Here is a 15256-nt window from a genome sequence, read left to right as displayed (position 1 = left end):
GACTACGGCTCCTGGTGGGAGAGGGCGCGGACGGTGCGGGAGGGGCTTGGCCTCCCGAGCTGCTCCGCCATCCACACGCTTGTGGCGGTGAGGCGGTCGAGGTCGACCCCGGTGTCGATACCGAGGCCGTTCAGCATCCAGACGAGGTCTTCTGTGGCGAGGTTTCCGGTGGCGCTCTTCGCGTACGGGCAGCCGCCGAGGCCGCCCGCGGAGGCGTCGACGACGGTCACCCCCCGCTGGAGGGCGGCCAGGGTGTTGGACAGCGCCTGGCCGTAGGTGTCGTGGAAGTGCACGGCGAGCCGGTCCGTCGGGACCCCCTGCTCCACCAGCGCGGCGAGCAGCGCGGTGACATGGCCGGGGGTGGCGACCCCGATCGTGTCGCCCAGGCTCAGCTCGGTGCATCCCAGGTCGTACAGCCGGCGGGCGACGGCGGCCACCTGCTCCACCGGGACCGGGCCCTCCCACGGGTCGCCGAAGCACATGGAGAGATAGCCGCGCACGGTGGCCCCGGCCTCCCGGGCCTTGGCGACGACCGGCTCGAACATGGCGAGGGACTCGTCGACGGTCCGGTTGAGATTGGCCTTGGCGAACGACTCGGTCGCGCTGCCGAAAACCGCGATCTCCGAGACGCCGAGCGCCAGGGCGCGTTCCAGACCGCGTTCGTTGGGGACCAGCACCGGCAGATGCGCGTCCACATCGGCAAGCAGCGGCATCAGCTCGGCGGCGTCGGCCAGTTGGGGCACCCACTTGGGGTGCACGAAGCTGGTCGCCTCGATCGTGCCGAGGCCCGCGGCGGCCAGCCGGTGGATGAACTCGGCCTTCACCGCCGTCGGGACGGTCGTCTTCTCGTTCTGCAGCCCGTCGCGCGCGCCGACCTCGTGGATCCTGACCCGCGCGGGCAGTCCGGACGCCGGTACGGACATGGGCAGACCGTTGGTCATGACTCCTCCCGGGGAGCGACGACGGCGAGCACCTGGTCCATGGCGACGGTGCTGCCGGGGGTGACGTCGATCTCGGTGACCGTGCCGTCGTGGGGAGCGGTGATGACGTGCTCCATCTTCATCGCCTCGACGACCAGCAGGCTCTGGCCCGCGGTCACCTCGTCCCCGGTCGCGACCTTGACGACGGTCACGGTGCCGGGCATCGGCGCGGTGAGCGCGCCGGTGCCACCGGCGCCCGCGCTGCCGCTCAGGGCGGCCGCGACGGGGTCGTGGTCCGCGACGTGCCAGCTGTCCCCGTCACGGCCCAGCCAGGCGCCCGCGTGGTGGAAGGAATGGGTGGCGCCGTCCCAGTGCAGGACGCCGCGTCCGCCGTCGGTGACCAGGCGCGCGGGGACCGCCGGGGCGTCGCCCACCCGGACCTCGTTCCCGCGGACCCGGACGGCCAGCGGTTCGTGTCCGGGCACCCGCAGATGGTGGGTGGTCCAGGCCGGCTCGCCGCCCAGCCGCCAGCCGTCGGCAGCCGAGAACGGATCGGTCCAGGTGGTGGCGTCCGACGTGGGGAGCAGGGCGGCCTGGCGCAGCAGCGCCGCGGCCGCGTAGACCTCGGGCGGGACGTCCGGTGAGATCAGCGAGCCGACCTCGCGCTCGACCAGTCCGGTGTCGAGGACTCCGGAGACCACCTCCGGGTGGGCCAGCAGCCGCCGCAGGAAGCCCGCGTTGGTGGAGACACCCAGGGTGACGGTGCCGGCCAGCGCCGCGCGCAGCTTGCGCAGCGCGGTGGCGCGGTCGGGCCCGTACGCGATGACCTTGGACAGCATCGGGTCGTACAGGCTGCCGATCTCGGTGCCCTCGGCGAGCCCGGAGTCGGTGCGGACCCCGTCGCCCTGCGGTTCGTGGAGCGACAGCACGGTCCCGCCGGAGGGCAGGAAGCCGCGGGCCGGGTCCTCGGCACAGATCCGGGCCTCGACGGCGTGGCCGGTGAGGGTGACGCCCTCCTGCCCGAACGGCAGGTGCTCGCCGGCGGCGACGCGCAGCTGCCACTCGACGAGGTCCAGGCCGGTGATCAGTTCGGTGACGGGATGCTCGACCTGGAGGCGGGTGTTCATCTCCATGAAGCAGTACGCGGAGGGGTCCGCGCCCGGGACGATGAACTCGACGGTGCCCGCGCCGACATAGCCGCAGGAGCGGGCGGCCTGCACGGCGGCCTCGCCCATCGCCGCACGGGTGGCCTCGTCCAGGAGCACGCTGGGCGCCTCCTCGATCACCTTCTGGTGCCGGCGCTGCAGCGAGCACTCCCGCTCGCCCAGGTGGACGACATTGCCGTGGGCGTCGGCCAGCACCTGGATCTCGATGTGCCGCGGCCGGTCGATCCAGCGCTCGACGAGGAGGGTGTCGTCGCCGAAGGAACCACGGGCCTCGCGCCGGGCGGCGGCGATCTCGTCGCCGAGCAGCGTCTCGTCCCGCACCAGCCGCATGCCCTTGCCGCCGCCGCCCGCGGACGGCTTGAGCAGGACCGGCATGCCGATCTTCTGTGCCTCGCCGATGAGTTGGGTGTCGGTGAGACCGCTGCCGGACGAGCCCGGGACGACCGGGACACCGGCCTCCAGGACGGTCGCCTTGGCGCGGATCTTGTCACCCATCAGCTGGATCGCCGAGGCCGGCGGTCCGATGAAGACGAGCCCCGCGTCGGTGCAGGCCTGAGCGAAGGCGGCGTTCTCCGCGAGGAAGCCGTAGCCGGGGTGGACGGCCTGCGCCCCGGTTCGGGCGGCCGCGCGCAACTGCTCGTCGATGGAGAGGTAGTTCTCGATGCGGACCGCGGTGTCGGCCTCGCGGACGTGCCGGGCGTCGGCGTCGGCGTCGCTGAACACGGCGGCCGAGCGCACGCCGAGGCGCCGCAGCGTGCGGATCACCCGGACGGCGATCTCGCCGCGGTTGGCGATGAGGACGGTGTCGAACATGGTCATCTCTGTCCTCACATCCGGAAGACGCCGTAGCCGGGCTCACCCAGCGGCGCGTTGGCGCAGGCGGTGAGCGCGAGGCCCAGGACCGTGCGGGTCTCCAGCGGGTCGATCACGCCGTCGTCCCAGAGCCGGGCGGTCGCGTAGTAGGCGTTGCCCTGGGTGTCGTACTGGGCCCTGATCGGGTCCTTGAACGCGGTCTCCTCATCGGGAGCCCACTCACCGCCCGCCGCCTCGATCTGGTCGCGCTTGACGGTGGCGAGCACGGACGCGGCCTGTTCGCCGCCCATCACGGAGATCTTGGCGTTGGGCCACATCCACAGGAAGCGCGGTGAATAGGCCCGTCCGCACATCGAGTAGTTGCCGGCGCCGTACGAGCCGCCGATGACGACCGTCAGCTTGGGCACCCGGGCGCAGGCCACCGCGGTGACCATCTTGGCGCCGTGCTTGGCGATGCCGCCCGCCTCGTACTGGCGGCCCACCATGAACCCGGAGATGTTCTGCAGGAAGAGCAGCGGGATGCCGCGCTGGTCGCACAGCTCGATGAAGTGCGCGCCCTTCATGGCGGATTCGGCGAAGAGGATGCCGTTGTTCGCGATGATGCCCACCGGGTGGCCGTGCACATGGGCGAAGCCGGTGACGAGCGTCGTGCCGTACTCCGCCTTGAACTCGGCGAAACGGCTGCCGTCGACGATCCTGGCGATGACCTCGCGCACGTCGTACGGGGTGCGGGAGTCGACGGGCACCGCGCCGGTGAGCCCTGCGGGGTCGACGGCGGGTTCCTCGACCGGGTCGAGGTCCCAGGGGCGGGGGACCCGCGGGCCGAGGGTGGACACGATGTTCCGCACGATGCGCAGCGCGTGGGCGTCGTCCTCGGCCAGGTGGTCGGTGACGCCGGAGATCCTGGAGTGCACCTCGCCGCCGCCGAGCTCCTCGGCGGTGACGACCTCGCCGGTCGCGGCCTTCACCAGCGGCGGCCCGCCCAGGAAGATCGTGCCCTGGTTGCGGACGATCACCGCTTCGTCGCTCATGGCGGGGACGTACGCGCCGCCGGCCGTGCACGAGCCCATCACCGCGGCGATCTGCGGGATGCCGCGGGCCGACATCGTCGCCTGGTTGTAGAAGATCCGACCGAAGTGGTCGCGGTCCGGGAAGACCTCGTCCTGCCGGGGCAGGAAGGCGCCGCCGGAGTCGACCAGATAGACGCACGGCAGCCGGTTGTCGAGCGCGATCTCCTGCGCCCGCAGGTGCTTCTTCACCGTCATGGGGTAGTACGTGCCGCCCTTGACCGTGGCGTCGTTGGCGACGACCACGACCTCACGGCCGGAGACCCTGCCGATACCGGCGACGACGCCGGCGGCCGGGGCCTGGCCCTCGTACATCCCGTCGGCGGCCAGCGGGGCGAGCTCCAGGAAGGGCGAGCCGGGGTCGAGCAGCCCGTCCACCCGGTCGCGGGGCAGGAGCTTGCCGCGCGCGGTGTGCCGGGCGCGGGCCTTCTCGCCGCCGCCGAGCCGGGCGGCGGCGAGCTTGTCGCGCAGCCGCGCACTCAGTTCGGCGTGCGCCGCCGCATTGGCGCGGTAGGTCTCCGACGCCGGATCGGCGGCGCTGGAGAGGACGGGTGCTGCCATGTGTCGGGCCCCCGGAAGTTAGCGAGCGTTAACGTGGTGACCTTCACGTTAACGCTCGCTAACGGGATTGTCTAGACTCGTTCCATGCACCCCACGAAGGCGACCGAGAACCGCCGCGACCAGATCCTCCGGGAGGCCGCCCGGCTCTTCGCCGAACGCGGATTCCATGGCGTCGGTGTGGACGAGATAGGGGCCGCGGTCGGCATCAGCGGACCCGGCCTCTACCGGCACTTCGCGGGCAAGGACGCGATGCTCGCCGAGCTGCTCGTCGGTATCAGCGGCCGGCTGCTCACGGCCGGGAAGGCCCGGGTCGCCGAGGCCAACGACCCGGCCGGAGCACTGGACGCGCTGGTCCGCGGCCATATCGACTTCGCGCTCGACGACCGCCCGCTGATCACCCTGCACGACCGCGAACTGGACCGGCTGCGCGACTCCGACCGCAAGCTGGTGCGCCAGCTCCAGCGGCAGTACGTCGAGCAGTGGGTGGAGGTCGTCCGGCAGGTGCGTCCTGCCGCGCCCGAGCCGCAGGTGCGGGCCGCCGTGCACGCGGTCTTCGGACTGCTCAACTCCACCCCGCACCTGGGCGCGCACAGCGGGCTCCCGGACCGGAACGACACGGCGGCGCTGCTGCGCCGGCTGGCACTGGGCGCACTGACGGCTCTGGACAGCATGGACGACCGGCGAGTAACTTACTGAGCGCTTGCTTATTTTTCCGGACCCCGTCCCGGATCCCATGTCTCAGGCCCAGAGGAGGCGCGAAGTGCGTCGTACGGTGTTCAACGAGGACCACGAAGCGTTCCGCGAGACGATCCGGGACTTCATCGCCGCCGAGGTCGTTCCCGTCTTCGACGAGTGGCTGGCGGCCGGCCAGGCCCCCCGCGACTTCTACCGCAAGCTCGGTGAGCTGGGCGTCTTCGGTATCGAAGTGCCCGAGGAATTCGGCGGCGCCGGCGAGACCAGCTTCAAGTTCCAGGCCGTCATCACCGAGGAGTGCGCCCGCGCGGGCGTCAGCTTCGGCGGCAGTGGCGTGCACACCGGCCTCTGCCTCCCGTACCTGCTGGCCTACTGCAACGACGAGCAGAAGAAGCGCTGGCTCCCGGACTTCGTCTCCGGCGACATGATGACCGCCATCGCGATGACCGAGCCGGGCACCGGTTCCGACCTGGCCGGCATGAAGACCACCGCCAAGCTCTCCGAGGACGGCACGCACTACGTCCTCAACGGCGCCAAGACCTTCATCACCGGCGGCGTGCACGCCGACCGTGTCATCGTCTGCGCCAGGACCGCCCCGGCCACCCCCGAGGACCGCCGCGCGGGCATATCGCTGCTGGTCGTCGACACGAAGTCCGAGGGCTACGCCGTCGGCCGCAAGCTGGAGAAGCTCGGCCTCAAGACCTCCGACACCGCCGAGCTGTCCTTCACCGACGTGAAGGTGCCCGTCGAGGACCTGCTCGGCGAGGAGGGCAAGGGCTTCTCCTACCTCGGCCAGAACCTGCCGCAGGAGCGGATCGCCATCGCCGTGGGCGCGTACGCGCAGGCCTCCGCGGCCATCGGCTTCGCCAAGGCGTACGTCCAGGACCGCACCGTCTTCGGCCAGTCCGTCGCCTCGTTCCAGAACACCAAGTTCGTGCTCGCCGACTGCAAGGCCGAGGTGGACGCGGCCCAGGCCGTCGTCGACCGCGCCCTGGACGCGCACGACGCCGGTGAGCTGACCGCCGCCGACGCCGCCTCCGCCAAGCTGTTCTGCACCGACGTCGCGGCCCGCGTCATCGACAAGTGCCTGCAGCTGCACGGCGGCTACGGCTACATGCTGGAGTACCCCATCGCCCGCCTGTACGCGGACAACCGCGTCAACCGCATCTACGGCGGCACCAGCGAGGTCATGCGCTCCATCATCGCCAAGTCGATGGGCCTGTGAGCGCGACCCTGTGAACACAGCGCTGACGTCCCTGCTCGATCTGCTCGATCTGGAGCGGATCGAGCAGGACATCTTCCGCGGCATCAGCAGGTCGGCGGTCGTGCCACGGGTGTTCGGCGGCCAGGTCGCCGCCCAGGCGCTGGTCGCGGCGGGCCGCACCGTCCCCGAGGACCGGGCCGCGCACTCCCTGCACGCGTACTTCCTGCGGCCGGGCGACCCCGGCGCGCCGATCGTCTACCAGGTGGACCGGATCCGGGACGGCCGCTCCTTCACCACCCGAAGGGTGGTGGCCGTTCAGCACGGGCAGCCGATCTTCCATCTGTCGGCGTCCTTCCAGGAGCACGAGGAAGGGCTCGAGCACCAGGAGCCCATGCCGCCGGCGCCGGACCCCGAGTCGCTGCCCACCGCCGAGGAACTGCTGCCCGCCCACGCGGACAAGTTCCCCGACCCCAAGGTCATCGACCGTCTCCTGGAAGCGCGGGCCGCCGTCGACCTGCGGTACGCGGAGGACCCGCCGTTCCTGGTCGCCGGGCAGGGCCCGCGCGAACCGCGCTCCCAGGTGTGGTTCCGCACCCGGGGCAAGCTCGCGGACGACCCGCTGCTGCACGTCTGCCTGGCCACGTACGTCTCGGACATGACGCTGCTGGACTCGGTGCTCCTCGCCCACGGGCGCGGCGGCTGGGCCGTCGGCGACGTGGTCGGCGCCAGCCTGGACCACGCCATGTGGTTCCACCGGCCCTTCCGCGCCGACGAATGGCTGCTGTACGACCAGCAGAGCCCGTCGGCGTCCGGCGGCCGGGGACTGGGCACCGCCCGGATCTACACCCAGGACGGGCGCCTCGTGGTGTCCGTGATCCAGGAGGGCGTGGTCCGCGTCCCGCGCTAAGGCGTGTGTCGAAAGTAGCGGCGTTCGCCCGGAGGGCGTGGCCCACGGCGTCTGGTGCGTGCGCTCGCAAGGCGGAGGGTCGTCCTCGTACTGGTCGTACGTGGACGAGCCCGACAACGCGGCGAGGGCGCGTGCCAGGCGGGGCTTTCGAAACACGCCCTAGCTGCAGCCTTACGCGGCGGGGAGGACGGCCCGCACCAGGAAGCCGCCGTCGGGTTGCGCGCCCGCGTCGAGGGTGCCGCCCAGCTGGGCGGCACGTTCGCGCAGGCCGGCGAGGCCGTGGCCGCCGGAGGGCAGCAGCGGACCGGGCCGCTCACCCGGCGGGCCGTTGCGGACGCTGACCAGGAGCCGCCCCCCGGTCAGCCGTACGTCGACTTCCGTCTCCGCGCCCGTCGCGTGCTTGCGCACGTTGGTCAGCGACTCCTGCACGATCCGGTAGGCGGCGTGCCCGACGGGCGCCGGGCAGCCTCCCGCGTCGACCCGGCCCCGCACCGTGGGGCCCGCCGTCGCCAGCAGCGCCGGCAACTCGGCCAGTCCGGGTCCGGCCGGCGCCGCCCGGCCCGCCGTGTCCGCCGGGTCCGACGAGCCGGACGCGTTCGTCACGGGAAGCCGCAGCAGGCCGACCATGCGACGCAGTTCGTCCAGCGCGTCCCGGCTCAGCTCGCGCACCGCTCCGGCCGCGTCGCGGGCCTCCTGGCTCCGCGCGGTGACCTCCAGCGCGCCGGACTGCACCGCGATGAGGCTGATGTGGTGCGCGACCGTGTCGTGCATCTCGCGGGCGAGCCGGGCGCGCTCCTGGACGACGGCCTGCTCGGCGGCGAGCCGCGCTTCGCGTTCCCGGCTCGCGGCCAGCTCGGCGAGCCGGGCCGCCAGCTCCCGCCGGGAGGAGCTGAGCAGCCCGAGGGCCGTGGGGGCGGTGGCCAGCAGGGCGGAGAGCAGCAGCGCCAGGATCGTGGGCGCCGGCTCCCAGTCGATCGTGCCGAGCCACGGCCAGGGGACGAAGGAGACCACGGCCACGGCCGCGGCGCAGCCGCCGATGACCCACATGCGGGGCGTGACACGGGGGCGGGACCTGGTGCTGCCGTTTGCGTCCGGCGCCGTGCGGCCCGTCCCGCCGGAGGCGACCTGGTAGAGCGCGGCCATCGGCGCCAGCCACACGTACCCGAGCGAGAGCGCGGGCAGTGTCGCCGCGAAGGCGAGCAGCGGAAACCGCCGGCGCACCAGGAGAGCGGCCGTCGCGGTGCACGCGACGGCGAGCGAGAGGGAGCCGCCCATCGACCGCGTCGCCCACACCTCGGTCGCGGAGAGGGCGATCAGGGCGGCATCGAGGACGGCCGGCCGCAGTCTCACGTCCGCTCCACGGCCGGGGCGAGTCCCGCGCGGTGGGCGAGCACGGCCGCGGCGACCCGGTTGGGCGCGTCCAGCTTCCGCAGCACCGCGCGCACATGGTCCTTGACGGTGGCGACCGTGATCCCCAGCCGTGCGGCGATGTCGGAGTTCGGCAGACCCGCCGCCACGAGGACGAGGACTTCGCGCTCGCGGGTGGTGAGCAGGCCCAGGGCGACGGCGTCCGCACCGCCGGGGTTGTCGAGGCCCGTCCCGGCCCCTGCCCCGAGGTAGCCGTGCACGACCGTACGGCTGACGGTCGGCGTGAAGACCGTCCCGCCGGAGGCGAGCACCCGCACGGCGTCGATCAGCGTGCCCACGGCCGTGTCCTTGAGGAGGAAGCCGGTGGCGCCCTCCCGCATCGCGGCACTGATGTACGCGCTGGTGTCGAACGCCGTGAGCATCGCGACGGCGGGCGGCCGCGGCAGGGCGCGCAGCTCCCGCAGGACCGTGAGCCCGTCCGGTGCCGGCATCACGGCGTCCAGCAGCACGAGGTCGGGTCCGGCCGCCTCGATGGTGGCCACCGCGTCCCGGCCGTCGCAGTCGACGACCACCGCGATGTCTCCCGCGGTCTCCAGAATCCGCCGCAGGGCGACCCTGACCAGCGCCTCGTCGTCGACGATCGCTACATGGATCAACTTGCGCCTGCCTTCTGAAGCCCCTCTGCGATCGTAACCAGAGACTCCGGATCCGCAGAGTCCGGATCCGCTGCGCGGAGGTAGGCCGCGTGCCCGCGCCGGGCTCAGATCCGTGCTTCGAGGCCTGCGGCGGCCAGCAGGTAGGCGGTGAGCGGGTCGTACAGGTGGGGCGGCACGTTGTCGTCCAGGGGGACCGTCACCGTCAGGTCGCCCTCGGCCTCACCGACGAACAGCGCGGGATCGTTGCAGTCCGCGAACCCGACCGTGTCGATGCCCTGGCTGCCTGCGAAGCCCGCCCACCCGTGGTCGGCGACGACGAGATCGGGCTCCTGGCCCTCGTGCTCCATGGCGTCCAGCACCTCCCGCATGGGGTCGGGGGAGTGGGTGTGCATGAGGTTTCCGCCGCGGTGCAGGACGGACACGCCACCGATGTGCCGGATCTCGCCGTTGTCGGCGTACAGCCGGTCCGCGGGCAGCAGGATCTCGCAGCCCGCGTCGCGCAGCGCGGCGGCGAGCGCCTGGTGGACGGCGAACATGCCGGCCGGGTGACCGGTGGCGAACAGCACGCGGGCCCGGGATTCCGCCGCCTTGCGCAGCTCGACGGCCATCCGGTCCAGCGCGTCGATCGTCAGTTCCGCGTCGATGGTGTCCTGGCCCCTGCGGTGCTTCGGGTTGGCGACGACCCCGCAGCGTTCCACCATCAGCTCCAGCACGGCCCGCGGATCCGTCCAGCGCTCGCCGAGTTCCAGGCCCAACCAGTAGTAGCGGTTCCCCTCGGCGAGCTCACGGTAGTGATCCAGGTTGTTCTCGCGGCTCGTGGCCACGTCACCCGCGATGCGGGTGCGTATGAGGTGCTCGGCGAGGGACTGGCGGGACGGCGTCGTGTCATGGGGCATGTGTCTCATTGTCGCGCCTGGCCGCACGGGCGTAGGGGGCGAGGGTGATCGACACCGATGTGTGACCCTCGGAGGGATCCTGGACCGGCTTTCCGCCGGCTGTCGACGACGCTCCTCCGGGCACCGGTTCCAGCCTCGGCACGGGCCCGGCCGTGTGTCGGTCCCGGCGTGGGCCCGATGCCGCTGACAGCGTCGCCGCCGACGTCGTCGCTGCTCAGAGCCAGCGCAGGGCGAACCAGAGGTCCATGCGGGTATCGGGGTCGTCCAGGTCCGCGTCGAGCAGCGCGGCGGTCCGCGCGATGCGCTGCCGGACCGTGTTGCGATGCACTTCCAGTGCCACGGCGCTGCGGTCCCAGCTGCCGTGCAGCGCCAGCCAGGCGCGCAGGGTCTCCACGAGGGCGGGGGAGTCCAGTAGCGGTTCCAGCAGGGCGCGGGCCTGGGCGCGCGCCTCCTCGGGCGCCACGAGCGCCGTCATGCCCGCGCCGCCGCCGCGGTGCCGGGCCAGCTCGGAGCGGTTCGCGACGGCCCGGCGCAGCGCACCCGCCGCCTGGGCGTCGGCGGCGGCGAGTTCCGCCGTGGACGCCGGGGCGCTGACCCCGAGCGTCCAGCCCGGCTGCGCGGAGATCCGGCGGTCGGCGGGCAGCAGGGCCCGGACGGCGGCGACCCCGTCCGCGTCGACCAGCGCGGTGCCGAGCGCGGCCGCCAGAGCGGCGGCGGCCAGCGGTGCCGCCTCGCCGCGGGTGGGGCCGGAGCCGCGGTGGTGCCCGTGCACCACGATCCAGCGCGGCCCGGTCGCCGCGACGGCTTCCGCCTCGCCGCCGGTCTCGGCGGCAGGCCGGGTGGGAGCGGTCAGCAGGGGCGCGACGTCCTCGGGGCGCGCGCCGAGCAGCAGCCGCACCAGGGCGGCGGAGCGGTCGGTGTCGGCCGTGCCCTGGTAAGGGCCGGTGAGCAACGAGAGCAGCACGGTGGCGACCCCGGTGAGCGCGTTGTCGGCCGGATCGCGCCGCCCCGCCGCGACCGCCAGCACCAGGCCCTCGCCGGGAGCGCTCCCGGCCAGCGCGTAGGCCGCCAGATGCGCGCCGGCGACGGTGTCGGTGGCCGAGGACGGAGCCTGGACGGTCTGCGCCCGGTCGCCCGGCAGCGGCCTGACCACCTGCGCCAGCCGGCCGAGCGCCGTGCGGACCGGCGGCCCGGGGCGGGTGCCCGCCCCGTACAGCTCCCCGCCGCCGGGGCCGAGGAGGGCCGCCCAGCCGCCCAGATGGTGGGCGAGCTGACGCAGCACGGCGGGCACCGGCTCGGGGCGGGCGGCGGCGGAGGCCAGGGACTGCTGGGCCTCGGTGACCCGGCGCAGCTCGCGATGGCGGGCCTCGGCCATCGCCTGCCAGACAGCCCGGGCGACCGCGGTGAACGGGGTTTGCGGCGGAACCTCCACCAAAGGCAGGCCGTACCGGTCGCACGCCTCCACGAGGGCGCGGGGCGTCTCCTCGTAGACGGGTGCGAGCCCGAAGCCGAGCGCCGCGGCACCTGCCTCCACGGCGCGTGCCACGTAGTGGTCGAGATAGGCGTCGTCGACACCGCCACCGGCCTGGTCGACGCCGAGGTCATCGGTGGGGCCGCCGTCGGCGTCGGCCGGGCGCGTTTCCCGTCGCCTCGTGGTGTCGCCCGCCGATGGGAAGTGCACCCCGGCGGTCAGCAGCAGCTCGCCGCCCAGCAGATACGGAACCGGGTCTTCCATCTCACTGGTGTGCACCCAGTGGACGGGGATGTCCTCGCGCGGACCCGCGACCTGCCGAAGTCCCAGGTCCGCGCGGGCCAGCAGATCGGCGAGCGGTACTGGGGGAGTGGGCGGCGCCAGACTCGGCATGTGCGGTCCATCCACTGGAGTGACGTCGAATGGAGGAAACGTACACTTCAGCGACATCTTTCAGCCACCTAGGGTCATCCCCGGAATCACCCGCATTCAGTGAAGCGCTTCGGACGGAGGGGAGCCCATGGCTGTCGACTACGGCCTGCTGGCCTCGCTCGCCACGTACGCCGTGGTGAGCCTGGCCGCGAAGCCGACCGACGCGGCCGTCCTGGCGGCCTGGCGCGAGCGGCTCGCGGGCCGCGGCGCCACCGTCCCGGCCGTCGCGGAACCGGTGCCCGCACAGGGCTGAACCGGTCCCGGCACAGGGTCGTCCCGGTCCCCGGACCGGGCCGAACCGAAGTTATCCACAGCCCCGGCCCGCTTGTCAGCGAGCCGGGGGACACTCGAATCACACCGAAGCACCACGAGTAACGCGAAAGAAGGCACCCCGATGAGCAGCAACGAACCGCGTGGACCGATCGACTCGTCCCGCATCCCGCGGTACGCCGGCCCCGCCACGTTCGCCCGGCTGCCCCGGCTGGACGAGGTCGGCACCGCGGACGTCGCCGTGGTCGGTGTGCCGTTCGACAGCGGGGTCTCGTACCGTCCCGGCGCCCGCTTCGGCGGCAACGCCATCCGTGAGGCCTCCCGGCTGCTGCGCCCGTACAACCCGGCGCAGGACGCCTCGCCGTTCGCGCTCGCCCAGGTCGCGGACGCGGGCGACATCGCCGCCAACCCGTTCAACATCAACGAGGCCGTCGAAACCATCCAGGCCGCCGCCGACGATCTGCTCGACACCGGCGCCCGCCTGATGACCCTCGGTGGCGACCACACCATCGCGCTGCCGCTGCTGCGCTCGGTCGCCCGCAAGCATGGGCCTGTCGCCCTGCTCCACTTCGACGCGCACCTGGACACGTGGGACACGTACTTCGGCGCCGAGTACACCCACGGCACCCCGTTCCGCCGCGCCGTCGAGGAGGGCATCCTCGACACCGAGGCGCTCTCCCACGTCGGCACCCGCGGCCCGCTGTACGGCAAGAAGGACCTGGACGACGACGAGAAGATGGGCTTCGGCATCGTCACCTCGGCGGACGTCATGCGCCGCGGTGTCGACGAGGTCGCGCAGCAGCTGCGCGAGCGCATCGGCGACCGGCCGCTCTACATCTCCATCGACATCGACGTCCTGGACCCGGCGCACGCCCCGGGCACCGGCACCCCGGAGGCCGGCGGCCTCACCTCCCGTGAGCTGCTGGAGATCATCCGCGGGCTCTCCTCCTGCCACCTGGTCTCCGCCGACGTGGTCGAGGTCGCCCCCGCGTACGACCACGCGGAGATCACCTCCGTCGCGGCCTCCCACACGGCGTACGAGCTGACCACGATCATGTCCCGGCAGATCTCCGCGGCGCGCCAGAGCGCCAAGTGACGGCCCGCAACGGCGGCGACCTCGTCGTCGAATCCCTGGCCGCGCTCGGCGCGACCACGGTCTTCGGGCTGCCCGGGCAGCACGCCCTCGGCACCTTCGACGCGCTGCGCCGCTCGACGCTCAGCTACGTGGGGCTGCGCGTCGAGAACAACGCGGGCTTCGCCGCCGACGCGTACGCCCGGGTCACCGGCGGCGTCGCCCCGCTGCTGGTCTCCACCGGCCCCGGCGCGCTGATGACGCTCGCCGCGCTCCAGGAGTCCGCCGCCGCCTCCGCGCCCGTGCTGGCCATCAGCAGCCAGGTCCCGACCGCCGGACTCGGCGGCGGACGCCACGGGTACCTGCATGAACTGCGCGACCAGAAGGCGTCGTTCCGCGACGTGGTCAAGTCCGTGCACACGGTCCGCACCGCCTCGCAGATCCCCTCGGCGCTCGCCGAGGCCTGGGAGTCCGCGCTCACGGCGCCGTACGGACCGGTGTGGGTGGAGATCCCGCAGGACGTGCTGCTCGCCGACACCGGCGTCCCGCCCGTCACCGCGCTGCGTGCGGTGCCCCGCCCGCTGGAGCCGCGCGCCGAGCTGATCACCGAGGCGGCCCGGCTGCTGTCCGGGGCACAGCGGCCGGCCATCCTGGCCGGCGGCGGCGTCGTACGGTCCGGCGCGGCCGGGGAGCTTCTCGCGCTGGCCGAGCAGCTCGACGCCCCGGTCGCCTCGACGTTCGGCGGCAAGGGCGCGTTCCCCTGGGAGCACCCGCTGTCGCTGCAGTCCTGGATCGAGGACCGGCACACCACCGACTTCCTCGAAGCTGCCGACGTGCTGCTCGTCGTCGGCTCCGGCCTCGGCGAACTCTCCTCGAACTACCACACGTTCCGCCCCCGCGGCCGGGTGATCCAGATCGAGGCGGACCTCGGGAAGCTGGAGTCCAACCACCCGGCCCTCGGCATTCACGGCGACGCCCGGCTCTCGCTGGCCGCCCTGTGCGACCTGACGGTGCCGCGCCCGGACGAGGGGGCCGCCAAGGCCGTCGCCGAAGTCCTGGCGCTCGTCGGTGACCGGATCGCCGGCCAGGACCTGGGCCTGGAGCAGCAGTTGCTGGCCGCGGTCCGCGACGCCCTGCCCGACACCTCGCCCAGCTGCTGGGACATGACGATCCTCGGTTACTGGGCCTGGTCCGCCTTCGACGCCCGGCACCCGAACACCATGCACTCGGCGCAGGGTGCCGGCGGCCTCGGCTACGGCTTTCCCGCCGCCCTCGGCGCGGCCGCCGCCGATCCCACGCGGCCGGTCCTGGCCGTCTCGGGGGACGGCGGAGCCATGTACTCCATCGCCGAGCTGGCCACCGCGCGGCAGTACGGCCTGCCCGTCACCTGGCTCATCGTGGACGACGGCGGTTACGGCATCCTGCGCGAGTACATGACCGACGCCTTCGGCCAGGCCACCGCCACCGAGCTGGCCCGCCCGGACTTCGTCGCCCTCGCCGAGTCCTTCGGGGTCCCGGCCACCGCCACCACGCCCGACACCCTCCGCGACGACCTCGCGGCGGCGCTGGCTACCCCGGGCCCCTCCCTCGTCGTCCTCCCGGCGCACCTGCGGATGTTCGCCCCCACCCATCTCATAGGGAGCTGACCGGCCGCCCGCTCCGCCGGGAGCGGGCCGCCCGGCTCCGGCAAGGCTTAGGTCCATCGCCCGAGAGGAGTGAGACCTTGGCCCCTCTTTGGCTGCGGTTTGTTGCAGCAGGAT

13 protein-coding genes are annotated in these 15256 nt (G+C 73.1%); 6 read left to right on the top strand and 7 right to left on the bottom strand.

Annotated features, from left to right (window positions below; translation table 11 throughout):
* Positions 1–2: 2 nt before the first annotated feature.
* From C8250_RS17800 to C8250_RS17790, 3 genes are read right to left on the bottom strand one after another with little or no spacing between them, the layout of a single operon-like run.
* A complete protein-coding gene (locus C8250_RS17800) occupies positions 3–941 on the bottom strand; it encodes a hydroxymethylglutaryl-CoA lyase (protein ID WP_138355052.1) in 939 nt (312 codons plus the stop codon).
* The gene (locus C8250_RS17795; RefSeq protein WP_138355117.1) at positions 938–2899 is read right to left on the bottom strand and encodes a biotin carboxylase N-terminal domain-containing protein; all 1962 of its coding nucleotides are present in this window, start codon (positions 2897–2899) and stop codon (positions 938–940) included. The genes C8250_RS17800 and C8250_RS17795 overlap by 4 nt, the downstream gene beginning before the upstream one ends.
* A 14-nt stretch (positions 2900–2913) precedes the next feature.
* Complete coding sequence (locus C8250_RS17790) at positions 2914–4527, bottom strand: carboxyl transferase domain-containing protein (RefSeq protein WP_138355053.1); 1614 nt, start codon at positions 4525–4527, stop codon at positions 2914–2916.
* An 84-nt stretch (positions 4528–4611) separates the two neighbouring features.
* Between C8250_RS17790 and C8250_RS17785 the strand changes: the two genes are divergently transcribed.
* From C8250_RS17785 to tesB, 3 genes are all read left to right on the top strand, one after another.
* Positions 4612–5223, top strand: coding sequence for a TetR/AcrR family transcriptional regulator (locus C8250_RS17785; RefSeq protein ID WP_138355054.1), 612 nt, complete (start codon positions 4612–4614; stop codon positions 5221–5223).
* A 64-nt stretch (positions 5224–5287) separates the two neighbouring features.
* A complete protein-coding gene (locus C8250_RS17780; protein WP_138355055.1) occupies positions 5288–6445 on the top strand; it encodes an acyl-CoA dehydrogenase family protein in 1158 nt (385 codons plus the stop codon).
* Between the two features lie 10 nt (positions 6446–6455).
* Positions 6456–7331 (top strand): acyl-CoA thioesterase II, encoded by an 876-nt coding sequence (gene tesB / locus C8250_RS17775; RefSeq protein ID WP_138355056.1) that lies wholly within the window; start codon positions 6456–6458, stop codon positions 7329–7331.
* A 171-nt stretch (positions 7332–7502) separates the two neighbouring features.
* On the opposite strand, the gene C8250_RS17770 is transcribed toward tesB, so the two are convergent.
* From C8250_RS17770 to C8250_RS17755, 4 genes are all read right to left on the bottom strand, one after another.
* Complete coding sequence (locus C8250_RS17770; RefSeq protein WP_138355057.1) at positions 7503–8681, bottom strand: histidine kinase; 1179 nt, start codon at positions 8679–8681, stop codon at positions 7503–7505.
* A complete protein-coding gene (locus tag C8250_RS17765; RefSeq protein WP_138355058.1) occupies positions 8678–9355 on the bottom strand; it encodes a response regulator transcription factor in 678 nt (225 codons plus the stop codon). Before C8250_RS17765 ends, C8250_RS17770 begins: the two co-directional genes overlap by 4 nt.
* A 104-nt stretch (positions 9356–9459) precedes the next feature.
* Complete coding sequence (locus C8250_RS17760; protein WP_138355059.1) at positions 9460–10251, bottom strand: phosphatase; 792 nt, start codon at positions 10249–10251, stop codon at positions 9460–9462.
* Between the two features lie 214 nt (positions 10252–10465).
* A complete protein-coding gene (locus C8250_RS17755) occupies positions 10466–12115 on the bottom strand; it encodes a PucR family transcriptional regulator (RefSeq protein ID WP_138355060.1) in 1650 nt (549 codons plus the stop codon).
* 127 nt (positions 12116–12242) lie between these two features.
* Here C8250_RS17755 and C8250_RS17750 point away from each other — a divergent pair, with 127 nt between their 5' ends.
* The 3 genes from C8250_RS17750 to C8250_RS17740 all read left to right on the top strand — a co-directional run bounded on the left by C8250_RS17750 (position 12243) and on the right by C8250_RS17740 (position 15142).
* Positions 12243–12407, top strand: coding sequence for a hypothetical protein (locus C8250_RS17750; protein ID WP_187144888.1), 165 nt, complete (start codon positions 12243–12245; stop codon positions 12405–12407).
* A gap of 141 nt (positions 12408–12548) precedes the next feature.
* Positions 12549–13520 (top strand): agmatinase, encoded by a 972-nt coding sequence (gene speB, locus C8250_RS17745; protein ID WP_138355061.1) that lies wholly within the window; start codon positions 12549–12551, stop codon positions 13518–13520.
* A complete protein-coding gene (locus tag C8250_RS17740; RefSeq protein ID WP_138355062.1) occupies positions 13517–15142 on the top strand; it encodes a thiamine pyrophosphate-binding protein in 1626 nt (541 codons plus the stop codon). Before speB ends, C8250_RS17740 begins: the two co-directional genes overlap by 4 nt.
* Positions 15143–15256 lie beyond the last annotated feature (114 nt).

This window comes from Streptomyces sp. So13.3, assembly GCF_005860785.2.
Classification (GTDB): Bacteria; Actinomycetota; Actinomycetes; order Streptomycetales; family Streptomycetaceae; genus Actinacidiphila; species Actinacidiphila fildesensis.
The sequence above is the reverse complement of the archived record's forward strand: the minus strand, read 5'-3'. Positions and strand labels throughout refer to the sequence as shown.